Origin of the sequence: Vallitalea pronyensis, from assembly GCF_018141445.1 — a bacterium.
Taxonomy (GTDB): domain Bacteria; phylum Bacillota; class Clostridia; order Lachnospirales; family Vallitaleaceae; genus Vallitalea; species Vallitalea pronyensis.
In genome coordinates, this window is sequence record NZ_CP058649.1 from 328,665 (window position 1) to 346,439 (window position 17,775).

The window sequence follows — 17,775 nt, forward strand, 5'->3', positions numbered from 1 at the left end:
ATCCTTTTAGTCCAATTTGGCTAATAGCTTTTAGTCTCATTTCTCAAAAAATGTTGTTGCAGAGCCCTTTGGTACATGATAGGTAAACTTTTTTTGATGGGATAATTTATAGTCACCTATAGGCGCATACTGTTCATTAGATGATGTCCGATACCCTTCAAAACAATGCCCACATCCTTCAATGGTCAATTCAATCTCTTTATCCATAGGTGATAGATTAAGCACTAGGAAGGCATTTTTATTGTCTGTATGGTGGGATGAAAAAGCGACCAAACTAAGCTCTGTATCATTTGAACTGACTTTAGCCACGGCCATTTTTGGCTGTCCTGCCCGAGTGATTTGTTTATAAAAATAATAACCAGGCATCACCTCATAGTGGCCTTGTCCATCTAATTTTATAGCTGTTCCAGGATTAGGATCCCCTCCACGCCATCGGGATGGTACTTGGATACACGCCCAAGGAATAAGAGCATTTACCTTGGTGCTGTAAATATTCTGAATGAGCGTATCTAAAAATGGCACATCCATGCCAAGCCAGCTACAGGAAGTACCCCAGGCATGAAGGCTAGGCTTTTTTTCTCGTAATGTATCAATACCTGCGCTTCTTGCATCACCAAACCATCTATAATCTCTATCATCGTAATTGTACCAAGGATAGTTAATAAACGCATGAGACGTAATTAAGCCCAATGCTTGGATAGCCTGATGATTCTCTGCAATAGCATCTGCATAGCCCCAGCGGTCAAATCGGAACCAACTGGATGTTTCACCAGGGGTAATGCCAACATCCTGAAGCTGATGGTGATCAAGAACACGGCGTAATAGAGGCATAAAAGCAACAATTGTTTCTTTCGGCCAGTAACAATTATAGTCTTCACCATGAAAAGCTACTGTCTTTCCATCTGATGGCCACCTGACATGGTCTTCACCTTCATTATGTATACTCATGTAGGTCACTGGCAATCCTTCCTGCTCTTTCAAATATTTTACCCAAGATGCCATGTACTTGGCTAATTCAAGCATGTATTTAGGGTCAAGGTCACGACCACGGACCATCTTTTGCTTGGTCATAAAAGCAGGTGGTTGATAAAGTGTGGTGATTATTTGCAGTTCATAATTCATGGCTTTCGCTTTTTTCAGACCTTCTCTGGCAAAATAACGTGTCCACTGAGTCGTTGTAAGATGATCGTATCGTGTCCTATCCAGTGTATGCATATCTGACGGATCCGTATGGGGTTCATTTTGATGGAAACCATCACAAAACATTTTGATAATACTTGGTTTCAAGCCGTCTTCACCAAAAATAAGGTCGATTATTTCTTGACGTTTTTCTTCAGATAGGGTCTGAAAGCCACCGTAATCTTGAGGCTCCTCTAAGTAATCAGGTGTCTGTGCTGTTTCCACATAGTTGACACCAAACCCATCCCACTCCCTTATGATGTTTTGAAAATTCACATGTCCTTTAATCATGGACATGGTATTCACCTCCATTCATATTTTTCTCTTGTTCCATAAAAGGATGCCTATGACCAGCTTATTTTTATGTTACTTATCCCTTCTGGTCAATAAGAACTACCTTATTTATATCTTACGTAACTTCCAGTCCATGACATATAGTCTCATTTTTACTTTCTTTATCTAAACTTGTACTCTTTTGCCTGACCATCATTTAGCTTGAATTAGTCTGAAAAATATCCTCTATTTTAACCGTTACTCTTTACATCACAATAAGCTATCTTATCTTCATTCACGCCCGCTTTTCCATCACTCATAAATAATGTGATATGTCTTTTTACCGCTCTAAAAACTGCTTCTTCTATCACTGTATACATCTTAGAGTAACTGGGTTTTTTGAATGAACCATGACATAGCTTATGTACTTCAGCCACAATATCTTGTTGAAGGGCTGTTGCTACATTAATTTTCTGAATCCCCCCCTTTACACTTTTTCTAAAATCTTCTTCCGATATACCTGACCCTCCATGGAGTACAAGTGGTACTTCCGTCATTCGATTAATCTCCCTTAAGCGCTGAAACTGTATATTCGGGGACTCCTTATATGCACCATGAGCATTTCCAATGGCAATGGCTAAAGCATCCACACCAGTACCTGCAATGAATGTTTTAACTTCTTGAACATCTGTCAACAACATGGCCAGGTCTTTTGAACCGTCTTCACTTCCTCCAACACGGCCAAGCTCTGCTTCACAGGTAGCATCATAAGTATGAGCAAGGTCTACTGCTATTTTGGATAGATGCATATTCTCCAGCATGGGGTACGAGGCACCATCATACATCACAGAAGAAAAACCTAAATCTAGAGCCTGCTTAATATGGTCCATATCCTCCCCATGATCAAAATGAACAACTACAGGTACCGTAGCATTCTGTGCGGCTTGGAGCATAACCGGCGCCATATAGTTAAGAGGTGCTATATCCAGTTGAACTTGGGCTAATTGAAGAATTATCGGGGACCTCAGTTCTTCTGCCGCACGGATTGCACCCCGTACCGCTTCTATACTTAATGTGTTAAATGCGCCTACTCCATAACCATGGTAATCCGCATGAGCAAGCATACTTGTCATATTGACTAATGGCATAAAACCACTCCTTTTATTTTTTTATATGGATATAAGTTCCTTTTCAAAAATACCCCTAAGATGGGTATAGCGATAAGATGCTGGTGTCATATCTGTAAAAGCTTTGAACACATGATAAAAGTGACTCAGATTATCATAGCCTGCTTCAAGAGCGACTTCTATGATGGGTAACCCTGTATTGACTAACAGCTCCTTGGCATACTGAATACGCTTTTCATTGATATACCTGGATGGTGTTTTATTGAGAAACCTTTTAAAACACTTACAAAGGTATTGATTGCTTTTCCCCGAGATATCTATTAATGCAGGTACTCCTTCCGTAAGTATCGATCTGTCCTTTGCACGCAGCAAGGTCATAAACCAATAAGGCTGTTGGAACTTATATTGTGAACCTTTACTGGAACCATGACCATCTTGTCTGCTTTTCTGTCCATTGATTTTATCCATGACTTTCCTCCTTAGATGAAATAATTACAATTCTGATTCATATAGAACAAGATATCTTTTGTTTTTTGACTTATAATAAACTAATAATCGATTGCGTGCATCATGTAATCAACCATAATCGTGTGAGGTGAACTAAATGAACTATATTCTTATCAATCCAGATGAAATGCGACATAATGTTTTAGGTTGTTACGGTAATGAAGCTGCCGTGACACCCCATATTGATCAATTAGCCCATGAGGGCACATTATTTGAAAATTGTTTTGTTCAAAATTCTGTTTGTACACCATCCCGAATAAGTTTTTTAACTGGCCTATACCCTCATAACCGAGGACATCGAACCCTGTGGCACACTTTAGGCCCTGATGAACCTAATCTCTTTAGAACCTTAAAGGAAAATGGCTATGCTATACATATTTGGGGCAAAAATGATGCATTTAGCCCAGAAGCTCTAGCGTTATGTGCCACAACCATCAATAAGCATCATGACATGAGCAACTACTCCTACCACAGCAAAAGGCGGAATCCATTAGGGGAATTAGGTGATAATAGCTTTTTATATGAGAATGAGCCGACAACCATTAAAGAAAACAAAGACTATGGATTTATCAAAGAGGCCATTAACTTTCTAAAGAGTAAGCCAGAAAATCCATTCTGTGTTTATCTTGCCTTGGATAACCCCCACCCGCCTTATAAAGTCAATGATGATTTTATCGATACCATTGACATGGACAAGATTCCTGAATTGATACCTTACATGAAAGACGGTACACCTGACTTTCATGGGTTAATTCGAGACTATAGGGGTCTTGACCAACTGGATAATGCCTATTTAAAAGAAATCATGAAAGTTTACTTGGGCATGACTACCATGGTGGATTGGATGGTTGGTCAACTCTTGCATGCCGTTGAAGCCTATGGTTACGACCAGAACACAACCATTATCTTTTTTAGCGACCATGGAGATTATGCTGGTGACTATGGCTTAGTGGAAAAATGGCCAAGTGGGTTTGAAGATGCTTTGCTGCATATACCTTTTATTGTGAAAGCTCCTGGTTATAAAAAAGGTAATGTGATGAAAGCACCTATTGAAACCTTTGACATGGTTGCCACCATCCTTGAATTATCCAATATCGACCCTCACTATAGCCACTTTTCTAAAAGCTTGGTACCACAGTTAGAAGGAGTAGAAGGGGATTTAGACAGGACCGTCTTTGCAGAAGGGGGCTATGATGAATCGGAGCCTCATTGCTTTGAAGGCTATGGCGTTGGACAGGATATACGGCTTGATGAAGATATGGATAACATCTATTACCCGAAAGTGCTTCAGCAGCAAGAAGTACGCGAAAGTGTCTGCCGTTCTGTGATGGCAAGAAACCTAAACTATAAACTTGTCAGGCGCTCTTCTGGAAAACACGCGTTTTATGACCTTCATAACGACCCTCAAGAGCTTCATAATGTGTATGGGGTGGAAGCTTACTGGCAACAACAGTATGCCTTAGAAAATAAACTGATGGACTGGTACTTAACCACTTCCGATACCGTGCCTTATGAGCGACAAATTCGTCATTTTGATCCTGCTGTCAGTATGGCATTAAATAAAGCTGACAACAGCTTCTAAAGGGATGCTATGGACAGCCTTGCTATCTCATTATTCAGGAGATAGAAGGCTGTTTATCTCCACTTACACGCACCAACACCAAAAGACATGGCTTAAATGTCCTCACCATGTAATCGGATTTTTCCATGGGGGTATTGAGCAACCCATGTTTTAATTCGCTGTAAGGATGCTTTATCATCCATGTTTTCAAGGTTCTTAAGAATATACTCTGCTTGAATGCGCTTAGCTTTTCCTACACCATAATGATGATACGGTAAAAGCTCCACATAAGCCACATGGTGGTATTTCAGACTCATCTCGCAGATAGCTCTTATATGGATCTCATTATCATTAATGGTTGGAATAATGGGGCATCTTCTAATGATTACTGTTGTTTTCGCTGTAGATTCTTGGATCTGCTCATCTAACCATTTGACGTGTCCCTCTACCTGATCGTAGTCACAGCCTGTTAATGCTTTTAACTTCTTTTTGTCGAAATACTTATAATCCATCATAAAGATGTCCACATATGGCAGTAATTGCTTATATTGTTTCCTTTCACCATATCCAGCTGTTTCAATAGCTACATGGATGCCAGCCTGTTTGGCCTTTCTAGCCAATGCAAGGGTAAACTCAAATTGCAGCATCGGTTCACCACCACTAATTGTTAGACCTCCACCAGATGCCTTATAGTAATCCATATCTTGAATAACACTTGCCATGACATCATCGATTGTGACCACATAACCCATCACATGTTGCTTCCCTGTTACCTCATCCATGGCTACCTGAGGCTCCATTTTGATGGACTCTGGGTTATGGCACCAGGGGCATTTATATGGGCAGCCTTTCAGAAAAACGGTGGTTCTTATGCCTGGCCCATCATGAAAACAAGCCCTGGCTATTTCTAATATTATGCCTTTCATCCTATCACCTAATGGCATGTGCGACTTATAATTTCATTTTGTGTCTCTCGGTCAATGTCAACAAATCGAGCGCTAAAACCACCAACCCGTACAATAAGGTTGCTGTGTTTTTCTGGCTCTTTCTGTGCCTCTAATAACATGGCTTGGTCAACCACGGTTATCATCAATTGACTACCACCTATACGATTAAAATAACCTGCAAAAACAGCTTTCACTTTATCACGCTCTTCACGGAATAACCGAGGGGACATTTTGATATGTTGAACAAAGCCTCCATGAATATCAGGGCGCAGCTTGGATATTGAATTGAGCATAGCGGTTATGCCATTTTGATCCCTGCCGCTATGGGGATTATTCCCAGGATTCAAGTATTCCGAATACTTTCTGCCATCATACGAAGCGCCTGTTTGCAGGCCCCACAAGGTATTGGTATTGTTGTTAATATTGACAGCCAAAAAACTATCAAGCCCATAGTGGGATGCACGGTCTTTAATATACGAGCAAGCAAATGCATGAAAATCTATGCCAATGGCATCCACATAGTTATTGTCATTACCGTATTTAGGGGCTTGCAATAAGGCACTTTGTATGGCTGTACTGCCCTTGAAATTCCTATTTACAGCCCTTACAACTTCTTGTAAGCTATAGTGCTGGTCATCAAATACCACCTTATTAATGGCTGCAAGTGAATCAATGACATTGACAAATCCATAGAATTCATTAACACCGCCAACATGCTGAATGCCCCCATCCAATATGGGTTTGCCCTTCTCCATACAATCAGCCATTAATAAACTGGCATAAATAAAAGAAGATGCTTCACTCATGTATTGATAAGATGCTTGCTGAAAAGCCAATGTGATATCCAGTAGATAGGTCAAGTATCCGTAATAACTGCGTGTCACATCATCAAAGGTTAACAGGTGATTCAGTTCATCGAAGGTATGCTTGCCGCCACGATATGTGCCATCAAAATTGTCATACCCTTTATTCAGAGATAGCTGTAATGCCTTAACCATATTAATCAAGACATTTGGTGAACCTGTGCTTTTCCCCCATAACATATATTCCCCACAACCATAGGGCACATAATCACAGGCGTCTTCTTCCGTCACACCTAATGCTTTTGCAACAGCTGGTACATTCACGGCATCATTGTAAAGCATGGGAAACGTACACCCTTGTTCAATGGCATGAAGCGCTAGATCATATAACCATTCTGGTACAGACTCATCCAATCGAAGGGATAGCTGAGGCAAAATCAGTTTCGTGTTCATGGTTGCCTTAATGGCACATTTGGCAAATAGGTTGGATGCTTTTATGTTATGCCGTCCTCTGCCTCCAATAATCACCCGACCATTCACCTTATGGGATACATCATGGATGAGCTGCCATAAACTCTCTAAATAATGTATACCAGTAGCTTCTGAAATCAATCCCCTTTCAATGTCCAATGCCAAATAATCACCAAGAACCATATCCAACCGTCCATAATTCAGAACTCCTGATAATTGGCTGTATAAAAACATGAGCTGGATGGCTTCATGGAAACTGCTTGGTGGCTGGTCATAGATATGATGGAGTGTCTGGTCCATGAGATCTTCATGAGGATGAGGCTGTTGTTGATTAAGGCTTATGCAGGCTTGAATGGACTGCTGCAATAGGTCAAGAGCATCTAAGCCACTGTGGTAAAAATCTTTTTGTTCATCCGTTAGTCCACTTTTACGTAGATGCGTCAAGAGTTTTTTCTTCAACCCTTCTATCCCCCATTGCAAAAGGGGTCGATAATCCAATTGTATCCCCGATAATCGCATAAGCCCAATAATGGGCGTACCCATTTTTTCAATATCTGGATCAAAAAAATCTAAGTCATGTTCCTCATTAAAAGCCTTTATCATTTGCGTATTGGTATCTTCAATTGCCCAATAATCAATCAGCTTATCGATACGTTTGTGTAATGCCTTCTCCTCTGTTTCGCCTTTCAATCGTTCCAGAAAATCCTGTCGTCCATAGTAAGAAGGCCCGTTTTTATAGTTTCCTCTTTCAGGTTCTCCTGCGCCCAGCATGCTGAGATCACCACCCCCTAAATGGGCAAATTCTAAACCTATACCAACTGGAAGCTGTATGTATCGCCCAACAAAATAATCCTCTTTCTTAGGTGGCACAAAAACAGCTGGAAACAGTATCTTCATACATGTGATTTCTCGCTGACCTTTCGATAAATCTGCTGTTCCCTTATACGTTTCAGTAAACTTTTCCATCAGCTCTATTTTATCCATTAGCTTCACGTATTTCCCTCCTTCTCATCCACCATGGTAGGTATCCGTTGGATACGAGGGTCTGTAAAAATATCTAAGGCATCTCGCGACTGGGTTGAGAATTCCGAAATAACCGCACCTTTTTCTCCTGCCTGAAACCAATGCTTCGTATGGGGTAAAAGGGTATATTGTTCACCTTCCTTTAACCGTATTTCATGGGATTCATGGGCACAATGGTTATGACCCTCTGGATGAAGGCGTTCTCCATAAGCCTCTTTTTCACTTTTTACGTATAGATTTACCTGACCATAACGGCAACGAAAGGTTTCTTCTTTTCCTGGTTCTAAGTGACCATCTTCATGTTCATAGGGTGGATGGATATGTTCAGGACAAATCTGATGGGGAAGGAGGACCAACTCTTTTGCACATACTCTACTGGTGTTGACATAGGTTACAATGGCTAGACCCACTTCTTCAAAGTTACCAAGACCAAAATCAACAATTTCTATATTGTGAATCTCTAGGGGTGTTAATACAATATGTGCTTTCTTAAGATAGTTTAATGCTTGGTTTTGATACGCTGTCACTTGTTGACAATTCATACCTGTCCCTCCCTGCCTTTTATAAATTGAAGTATCTTTTCTTGTGATGGGATACCGGATGAAGCACCAACCTTAGATACACAATGAGCACCCACTGCATTGGCAAATTGTGCTGTTTTCTGAATGGGCCATTTCTGTAACAAACCACTTAAAAATCCAGAAACAAAGGCATCGCCAGCACCTGTTGTATCAATTGCGTCGACGGTGTATGCAGGCATATAAAAGGATTCTTCATTGGTTTTTACGTAGCATCCCTTTTTGCCTTGTTTGATCACAACACCTTTAGCTCCCTTTTCCATAAAGTATGCCGCCATCTTCTGCTCATTTTTTAGACCACTTAACATCTCTGCTTCCTCTTGACTTGGAATAAATAAATCAAGGTACGGTAAAACAGGAGCCATGCTTTTCATCCATCTGTCAGTAGAATCCCATGCCGTATCCAATACAGTATAGATACCCAAGTCTTGGGCTTTCTTTAACACATGAGCTGTTTGCAAACCATCAAAGGTTGCCATTAATAAGGCCCCGCCTATAAAGAGAATTTTTCCTTTTTTAAGCATTTCCCAATCCATATGGCGGTCACTGAACATCCCATTTGCCCCTGTTGTATGTAGAAAACTTCTTTCTCCTGTATCATTAACAAAAACAATGGATGATGAAGTGCCAGTGGTTTTGCATCTTTTTAATCCTGCTGTATGCACCTTTGCCTTGTTCAGTTGTGTTGCTAAGAAGTCTCCCATACCATCTTCACCAACCAATGCCATAATGCCAACATCTTCACCCATCTTGGCTAAATCAATAGCCGTGTTAACCGCACACCCGCCTGTATGCATGCTGATGCTCTCCACAAGTTCCAGTTTTCCATCCTCAGGCATTCTATGGATACCTTCGGTTATGATGTCTACTGTGGCAATACCACAACAGATAATATCAGCCATTCTATCACCTCTATCCTATGGGTTTTACTCTCTTTGAACGAATTGATTCATGGCACGTTTCTGATAGAAACAATCCCGTTATTTGCTTACATAAAGATTCTGGTTAATTATTCATAAATAACGATAAACTGGTTATCCATCACAATACGTAGATAAACCTCGTCTAAACCAGTTTTTTATCATGATAGATATTAATTTTTCCATCTCTTAGCTGGAGGCTATACATGGTGCTCACCTTCATATTGGGGACAGTCTATGGTTACACCTTTCGGTCCTAATAAGGCAACAATTTTTCCATCTTGAATCTTCACATGAACAGTGCCTTTCGGTGTGCTGACTGATCCTTCTATATTTTTTACATAGGAGCATATGGGGTCAACTGTAATAACATCCCATCCAGGAACTGCAGGCCGAACACCTAGAAAGCTTCTGGTATATTCATATAGTGGGAGTGCACTCCATCCATGGGAATCGCTTCTTTGCCTAAAGGGTCGTTCAGGTATTGTGGTAAGATTCAAGTCCAGCAAGCACTTCCACATATCCCATAGTTTCTCCGTTTCATGGTAAATGCCCGCTTTTTCTAATGCTCGAAACATAAAAAAGGTTAGTGGAAATGAACACTTGAATATGGAATCCGTGTGTAAGGCTGTGGTGAGCATTTTCTTAGCTTCTTGACCCTCTTTCGCTTGGGCAAGTACTGCGAAAAGTTGAGCATGTTGACTATAGGTATCTGAAGTTGGTCCTTCTTTATACATACCTGATTCATTCACCCAGCAATAGATGTTAAGCTGTGCAATGATGGCATCCGCTCGACGATGGTATTCCTTAGCCACATAAGGCCGCTCTGCCACTTCCATCAATTCAGCGGCTACCCTTAAGCTATAGGCATATAAGAAATTATGTGCTGTGGATGGCCCATACTGACATGCATTAGGTACACCTGTATCCCAGCCTTCAACCCAATCAATAAATTCCCAATGCCCTATGTTTTCGATAAGCCCTAGAGAACCGATTCGCCTGTCGTACCAATCCAATATGGTATCGATTGTAGCTCTTAATCTTTTAACAAGGGCCTTATCGGCTGTTTGCCAATAATAGTCATGAACCATTTTAATCCAGTACAATGCAAAGGATGGAATGACTTGTATCTTATCGGATGGGTAACTGCATTGCAGTATCCCTTCTGGTAAAAGGGATTGTTGGAAATCCATGATTGCCTTTTTGGGAAGCCCGGTATCCTCTGATACAGAAAAAACAAATAATGACTCCAGTAAAGAATCCAGTGTGTATTGTAGCTGTTCATAATAAGGACCATCGGAATAGTATTCATGCATATTATTTTTTAAAGTACGTAAGGCCATATCCCATAGCTGATTAATCCAAGCTTCATTGGACGTCACATGTGAATGTTCCTTTAATGGATAACCCGTTTTGACATAATGGATATCTGACAGTTCAAGAGGTTGTTCTTTTGTTTCCACTTCAATGCGGACATAGCGAAATACACGATACCAAAAAGTTTCAAAATGATCATGGTTGCCTGATGGATAAAAGGTGTCAACATAGCCTCTCAAATGTCCATTGACACAGTCGTCTCGAATACCTTTCACTTGTTCAAAACCATTCTCACTTAAAATATAGCTTTCACTGTATAATATTTTAACCATAGCGTCACTGCCATGAATGGTGGATAAGTGAAAGAAACCTGTGACCAGTTCACCTGCATCCACTTCCATCACCCGCTTAGAAAAAGGTGGTATGGTGTCACCCCTATTCATGGAAAACGCGGGGGTATCGTTTAATTTGATTGGCATTTCCTTAACAAATGTGCCTTTTTCTTCTTGCATGAATGGTATGGGACGTTCTTCTAAATAGAATGAAGGAAACACACCATGAGGCATACTGCCTTGATCATGTTTAATGATGGTATCATGCCACTGTTCTTGATGGATGGATAAGCCCTTAAAGTCCAATGGCACTTTTATGCCTTCTACTGTTTCCTGGGACGCACCTAACCAAAAAGTATAAGGATAGGCATGCCAAGTGGTAGCCGTATCTTGGTGGCATAGCCATGTAGCATGACCTGTTGTCACGTCGTGAATAGTATGACCTTTCTTATTCACACATTTGCCTGACAAGATGAAAAGTGGACCAGCAGCATTGGAAAATGCCTTATGGGGGCCTGTTTTATCTTTATCAACGCCTTCTCTAGCAGGATAAGTAACCACTTTTGCTACCATGACATTAGTACCTTCTTTTACGTAATGAGAAACATCCATGGTGTCATAATAGTGATACCACCTATCCCCATTACAGGGTCCATAACCAACAGATTCGCCATTAAGCCATAGCCTATAACGGCTATTCGCTGACAGAGAAATCTTAAGTTGACATGGCTCATCCATGGAAAATGTGTGCCGAAAGTAAACCACTTCTATTTTGTCTTTGTCATAGCTTGGGGGAGCTATCCATGTGGCCTGTGATAAGCTGGTTTTTTCTAAATACATCTGTAAACTCCTTTACATTTTTATGTGGAGATATAGCAAATCTCTCCTTATTGGTTCAGTAATTTTTCACCTTGTCTATTGGGGCTTCTGGGCTTGCTCATCAGAATATCATAGCAAGAGCTATAGGCATCATGGCCTTCATATATCAGCTTAATGTGAAGTAATCCGCCTGCTTCATAATCTGCAAGGTTACAGCGAACCGTTGGGCCTTGTCGGTTCATCATGGGTTCAATCCCATGGAATTCCCACGTTAATAGGTAGACTTCCTTCTCTTCATCTTGCAGGTAACACCTGATGCTGCCTGCTTCAATGGCTCCAAATGAATTGTTTAACACCCAGATTTCAAAAGATAACGTTTCGTGAGCATGCCAAGAGAACTTCGGTATCCTTGCACTGGCTAAAACAGGGCGGCATGCATCCTTCACAGCATAATAAGCAGGTTTTGGTTCATAAGGATAGTTAAGGATACTGTTATTAGCCGCTGTTGGCCAAGGCTCATTGTAACACCAATTCAAGGCCATTGAACAACGTGGTTTTTGGCGTCTGGCTTCTTCATAGATACCTTTATAGGCTATGCATTGCAGCAGTTGACCTTTCTCCAGCATCTCATGAAGGCTGATGGTTTCTCCAAAATACCTCTTTATGGTTTCCATTAGAAACCAAGTATCGTTACCCCCAACAGGCCAAGCACCTATGGCGTGATGGTCCTCCCAAGCCGTGCCTTCTATGGGTGTTTGTAGCTCATGAGCTGGAATAAATGTTTTCAGATAGTCATAAGTGGATGGTGATGGGCATCCGAATTCCGTATAGGCTGTATGATCAGCTTCTATCATGGCCTCCAACACATCTTGGTCATTGTTATATTGAAAAAGATAATGACCATGCCCCATACCGGATAAAGGTGATGTCATAAGAAAAGGTGTCTCTCTATCCAGCTCATAGCATTTAGCGTTTAGAAGCCGAAGTGCATGAGATTGCTCTGTCATACCTGACCAAGCATTAAAGAGCTCATTACCGCCACACCAGAGCACCAAACTCGGGTGTTTTTTTAATCGCTTAATAATGGAGACTGCTTCTTGTTCCAGTATATCCAGGTAATGAGGTGTACTTTTATAGTCATTACAGGAAAGTGGAAATTCCTGCCAAACCATGATGCCATAAGCATCACACAGCTCATAGAATACATCTTTATTAATAATACCCCCACCCCATACCCGAAACATGTTCATATGTGCTTCATAGCCCAGTCGAACCAGTTCGTGATATGTTTCTGCTGTGATAATACCTGGGAAAATCTCAGGGTTAACCCAGTTGGTGCCTATACAAAAGACGGTCTGGTGGTTGATTTCCATAGTAATGGGTGGGTTACTTCTTGATTTGGGAAAGTTCTGTGGCTCTTCCCAAGCTTGCTCGTGCATGATTAACTTTACTTTTCGAAATCCTATTTTTCCTTTTTTACGATCACTTATTTGCTCCAGATCACTTAATAATAATTCCCACCCATACAATGTAGGGTCCCCATAACCATTGGGCCACCATAGTTTCACGTTATCAACGGCCATGGCTATGGATACCTGTTTATCTTTAACCATTATTTCTTGCTTACGGATCATTTGCTGCTTTTCATCTCTCAACACCAGCTGTACCTTTTTATTAGGCTGAGATAACGTAATATGGAATGTTAGGAAAGCCTTTGTGAGTGTGTCATCCAAATCATAATGGTGCTCCACATGCTGAATATAGGAAGCCTGCCGTACTTCAAGATACGTGTCATCCCATATACCAGAAGGAATCAGCCTTGGGTGCCAATCCCAGCCATAGCTGACTGCTGGTTTACAACATTGATCTGCTTGTTGTCTGCCTTCAGCGCCTTTTCTTTTGGGTACGGGATAAAGCCAGATTTCTAATAAATCACCAGATTTTGCCTTACCTGTCATATCCAACTCAACAGGTGTAAACATGCCCTCCTGACTGAATATCTTTTGATGATTCAGGTATATTTCAAAGTGATAATCAATGCCTTTGGATACAAAAAATAGTTTATCACCCTCTTTACATATAGGGATATCTAATGTTGTCTCATACTTCCAATACACATCTTCCATCCATGCATACTGCTTGTAATGATCGGCATACTTGTAATCTGGCAACCCTTCTGCTTTAGCAACATCCAGTTGAACAGCCCCTGGAACGGATGCTTCCAGCATTCTCTCGCATTGCCCATATTTTTCTTTCGACCACCCTACTTGCCAATCCAATTGGATTCGATTCATAACCAAGACACCCTTTCTCTGTTCTCCATATATACTCTAGAATTATCCATTAACTTCCTACATGGATTAGACCATCTATTTTAATCTTAAAAAAAAGACCCTTTTTTTTATATAGTCTATTTTTTACTTCTATTATCTATTATTTGTTTCTCTTTAAGATAATTCATGTCTAATTATTAATCATGAACTTGTATTTCCTAGGGTTGGTTCTGGTATATATTCCAATTCACTGAATATAATATGTAGAATGCACATAATTTAATAGTAAGGTCTTTGCTATTCAATTTATTAAAGGGAGAGATTTCATGGGCAACACCCGATATCACAAAACCTTAATCAAACGTGTCTTTATCCTTTGTCTAGGACTTCTACTGCTCTTACAGGGATGCAGGCATACGAATGATGATATTACATATGTCCCAGATACCTCATCTGAAGGTAACATTACTCAAAATCTGGATCTTCATGCATCAGCCAACTTTGATGCTTATTTGAATGATCTATTTGTAGAATACATTACTTCTTCACCTCTAGAAATGTCCTTATTGATATCCTCGCCTGAACAGTTTGGGCTTGAAGATACATCGGACCTGCTTGACGACTATAGTGATGAAGCTCTGGACCAACAATACGAGAACATGCGGCAAAATCTTAAAACCTTAGCCACATTTAATCCTGATAGTTTAACAAAGGACCAACAGTTATCCTATCGCATTATTAAGTATTATCTTGAACTGAGTCTTGAAGGTGAGGCTTATAAGGATTATGTGTATAACATTAAACATACATTAGGTTTTCATATAGGTTTACCTATCACCATGGCCCAAATACCCATTGAAACAAAAGAAGACGCTCATAACTTTATTAAACGTCTTCAAAAATTTCCTACATCCGTTAAGCAGCTTATGGATGGCGAGAAACTAAAAGCTGAAAAAGGTTATATACAACCTGAATATATATCCGATAAAGTCATTGAGCAATGCAGCGCATTTATGACCGCTCCAGAAGACAATTTTCTGTATCTTGCTTTTAGGGACTATGTTGATAAACTTTCTGATGCTTCTGATGGGGAGAAAAAAGAGATTAAAGACCTGTGTTTAAAAACCATGGAAGACTATGTTTACCCTTCCTATACAAGAATCATGGAAGAGCTAAAAGCCATAAAATCTCAAACCATGATTACATCAGGTATTTACACGTTCCCAAAAGGCAAAGATTATTATGCTTATCTTATTAAAGCTCATACAGGTACAGATATTACCCCAGAAAATTTGTTTGACTGGGCTAACAGTACTTTTTTAAAAACATCTGCAAGAATGCAAGCCATCATAAAACAGAATCCCGATCTGGACCTAATGAACATTCAGCCCCCTGAGTTTAAAGATTTTAATGAACTCTATGCTAAATGTAAGTCCATTGCCGAAGATCAATTTAATCCTTACGATATACCCGATATTCATAATCGAACCATTCCATCCTATTTAGAAAAAGATTTACCTAGCGCATTTTATTTACCTGTCAGTATTGATATGAAAAAATACGGCAATATGTTTTTACAGAACGCCTTATACAAAAAACTAGATACAGGCAATTTTATTGTGGTTTGCCACGAAGGAATTCCCGGACATCATTTTCAATTTTCCATTGCCTATCAACAGGCGGCTATACCCAATATTCGCAAAGCCCTCAATTTTTCATGTTACACAGAAGGTTGGGCTTCTTATGTAGAAGGTCTAGCAACCAACGCCATTGACTATAAGAATCCACTCATTAATGAGCTCATGATCTGTAACCTAGACGCTTCCTATGCCCTATTAACTTTGGTAGACCTGTATCTTCATTATTATGGAGCACCTCGTGAGGAAATCGTGAATAATTATTATGTGTACTTTGGTGATCAGGTTGAAGCCATTGTCGATCGTGCAATTGCCAATCCAGGAGAAACCTTACATTATGCTTATGGACGATATTTTATGAATTACCTTCGTGATAAAACGGAAGAAGCTCTAGGCGATCAATTTGATATAAAAGAATTCCACCATCAGATTCTTATTAACGGTGAAATGCCTTTATTTTTATTAGAGGAATATATTGATACTTATATTCAGGAAAAACAACAAAATATGTCATAATCCTTCTATTCTATATGGTTTATCTTAATTATACTATATTTTCTACAATAATCTCCTAAATCTGACTACTTCGCATTTTTAGGAGATTTTATCTTATAATTTATTGAAAAAGTTGGTAATATATGGTAACATTAAGTGAGCTATAGGAAGAAGGTGATTTTTTGATTATCATTGCCGACGAATGCCCATTAGTTCGTTTAGGCCTAATGAATCTCGTTAACCATGAAAAAATAACGGATAAAGTTGTTGAAGTGGATAATCTGGACACCTTAGTGCTTTTATGCCAAAAGCAACCCATACATATGATCCTCTATGGATTGAATCATCATTTTGATGCATTTTTTGATTGCTTGCACCAGCAACAGGACATCTTCAAAGATATAAAAATATTAATGTTGGAAAACTGTTTGGACTACACCACTTTCAAGAAAGTGAGGGGCATGAATATTCATGGGTATGTATTAAAAAATGCAGACACACAGGACATTATCGATGCTCTTCATATTGTCAATCGGGATAAACATTATTTTGATTATGATATTTTAACCAAGCTTGATGAAATTAACGCTTCTATAGACAGTCGACTTACAAAAAGAGAATACGAAATCTATTCCCTTGTATCGAAAGGTATTAGCAATGCTCAGATTGCGGCCAAGCTCTTCATATCTCCAAATACAGTCAAAAAACATGTCAGCAGTATCTTAAATAAACTACACCTTGAAGACAGAAAACAAATTATACTCCAACGTTACAAAACCATTGTTTAACAAGGGGGATTGTATGAAATTATATCGGTTAAACACACTGATTATAGCCTTATCACTTATTACGGTCATCGGTATAATGGGTGTGGGGTATGCACAATGGACGGATGACTTACATTTATTTGGAAAGGTTTCAACAGGTTATGCTTCCATATCACTAGGTGACCCTTATACCAAGTCTATACCCTCAGCTATGTCGATAACAAAGCCCGGTGATATTAAATATCCATTCACCATTACCAATACAGGTACAGTACCCATGAAGCTTGCATCCAAATCAGATAATATTGATTTTGAATGTGATGAACTCATTTCCGGTGGAAATGCTACAGGTTACATTGTAGCAAGCATACCTGATGGTTTATATGGTCGTTACATCGAAGCATTAAACGGAACTGTGCGTATGGTTGCACTTAATGATAGTTGGTTTCAAGATATTGACGTAACAGCATCCTTACATGTCAATATTCAAAAACCTATAAAAAAAGTGGTTGTAAAACCAATGCCAGAATCTAAAAAACCTACCCCAAGTCATGAAACAGATTTATCCCATGACAAAAACCTTAATACGGACACACAAAAAATGACAAGCACAATAAGTGAATAAGCTTTTATAGACAGTTGAGGTGATTATCCTATACATGAATTATTTCCAATCACGTTATATCAAAACGTCCCCACGAACAAATGCTCTGTTATTATTGGGGACTTATGTATTCACCGTTACA

Annotated in this window: 13 protein-coding genes; 4 read left to right on the forward strand and 9 right to left on the reverse strand. The window is 39.7% G+C overall.

Going from position 1 to position 17,775, the window contains the following annotated elements:
• Positions 1 to 36: 36 nt before the first annotated feature.
• The 3 genes from HZI73_RS01375 to HZI73_RS01385 form a co-directional block, all read right to left on the reverse strand.
• Positions 37 to 1,476: a glycoside hydrolase gene (locus HZI73_RS01375; RefSeq protein WP_212696484.1), complete on the reverse strand. Its 1,440-nt coding sequence runs from the start codon at positions 1,474 to 1,476 to the stop codon at positions 37 to 39.
• 227 nt (positions 1,477 to 1,703) lie between these two features.
• A complete protein-coding gene (locus tag HZI73_RS01380; RefSeq protein ID WP_212696485.1) occupies positions 1,704 to 2,600 on the reverse strand; it encodes a ketose-bisphosphate aldolase in 897 nt (298 codons plus the stop codon).
• Positions 2,601 to 2,621: 21 nt separating this feature from the next.
• Positions 2,622 to 3,047 carry a helix-turn-helix domain-containing protein gene (locus HZI73_RS01385; RefSeq protein ID WP_212696486.1) on the reverse strand — a complete coding sequence of 142 codons (426 nt, stop codon included), beginning with the start codon at positions 3,045 to 3,047 and terminating at the stop codon, positions 2,622 to 2,624.
• A gap of 136 nt (positions 3,048 to 3,183) precedes the next feature.
• Here HZI73_RS01385 and HZI73_RS01390 point away from each other — a divergent pair, with 136 nt between their 5' ends.
• Positions 3,184 to 4,668, forward strand: a complete 1,485-nt coding sequence (locus HZI73_RS01390; protein ID WP_212696487.1) for a sulfatase-like hydrolase/transferase — start codon at positions 3,184 to 3,186, stop codon at positions 4,666 to 4,668.
• A 92-nt stretch (positions 4,669 to 4,760) separates the two neighbouring features.
• On the opposite strand, the gene HZI73_RS01395 is transcribed toward HZI73_RS01390, so the two are convergent.
• The 6 genes from HZI73_RS01395 to HZI73_RS01420 all read right to left on the reverse strand — a co-directional run bounded on the left by HZI73_RS01395 (position 4,761) and on the right by HZI73_RS01420 (position 14,151).
• A complete protein-coding gene (locus HZI73_RS01395; protein ID WP_212696488.1) occupies positions 4,761 to 5,573 on the reverse strand; it encodes a 4Fe-4S cluster-binding domain-containing protein in 813 nt (270 codons plus the stop codon).
• A gap of 8 nt (positions 5,574 to 5,581) precedes the next feature.
• Entirely contained in the window at positions 5,582 to 7,852 is a 2,271-nt protein-coding gene (locus HZI73_RS01400; RefSeq protein WP_246552506.1) for a pyruvate formate lyase family protein, read from the reverse strand.
• Positions 7,853 to 7,857: 5 nt separating this feature from the next.
• Positions 7,858 to 8,433 (reverse strand): D-lyxose/D-mannose family sugar isomerase, encoded by a 576-nt coding sequence (locus tag HZI73_RS01405; RefSeq protein ID WP_212696490.1) that lies wholly within the window; start codon positions 8,431 to 8,433, stop codon positions 7,858 to 7,860.
• Positions 8,430 to 9,371, reverse strand: a complete 942-nt coding sequence (locus HZI73_RS01410) for a carbohydrate kinase family protein (protein WP_212696491.1) — start codon at positions 9,369 to 9,371, stop codon at positions 8,430 to 8,432. Before HZI73_RS01410 ends, HZI73_RS01405 begins: the two co-directional genes overlap by 4 nt.
• A 218-nt stretch (positions 9,372 to 9,589) precedes the next feature.
• Positions 9,590 to 11,878, reverse strand: coding sequence for an alpha-L-rhamnosidase-related protein (locus HZI73_RS01415; RefSeq protein ID WP_212696492.1), 2,289 nt, complete (start codon positions 11,876 to 11,878; stop codon positions 9,590 to 9,592).
• A 47-nt stretch (positions 11,879 to 11,925) separates the two neighbouring features.
• Positions 11,926 to 14,151 (reverse strand): glycoside hydrolase family 2 protein, encoded by a 2,226-nt coding sequence (locus tag HZI73_RS01420; RefSeq protein ID WP_212696493.1) that lies wholly within the window; start codon positions 14,149 to 14,151, stop codon positions 11,926 to 11,928.
• Between the two features lie 305 nt (positions 14,152 to 14,456).
• Between HZI73_RS01420 and HZI73_RS01425 the strand changes: the two genes are divergently transcribed.
• The 3 genes from HZI73_RS01425 to HZI73_RS01435 all read left to right on the forward strand — a co-directional run bounded on the left by HZI73_RS01425 (position 14,457) and on the right by HZI73_RS01435 (position 17,654).
• Positions 14,457 to 16,283 carry a DUF885 domain-containing protein gene (locus tag HZI73_RS01425; protein WP_212696494.1) on the forward strand — a complete coding sequence of 609 codons (1,827 nt, stop codon included), beginning with the start codon at positions 14,457 to 14,459 and terminating at the stop codon, positions 16,281 to 16,283.
• A 161-nt stretch (positions 16,284 to 16,444) separates the two neighbouring features.
• On the forward strand, positions 16,445 to 17,050 hold the full coding sequence (locus HZI73_RS01430) for a response regulator transcription factor (protein ID WP_212696495.1): 606 nt from the start codon (positions 16,445 to 16,447) through the stop codon (positions 17,048 to 17,050).
• 13 nt (positions 17,051 to 17,063) lie between these two features.
• A complete protein-coding gene (locus tag HZI73_RS01435) occupies positions 17,064 to 17,654 on the forward strand; it encodes a hypothetical protein (protein WP_212696496.1) in 591 nt (196 codons plus the stop codon).
• Positions 17,655 to 17,775: the final 121 nt, after the last annotated feature.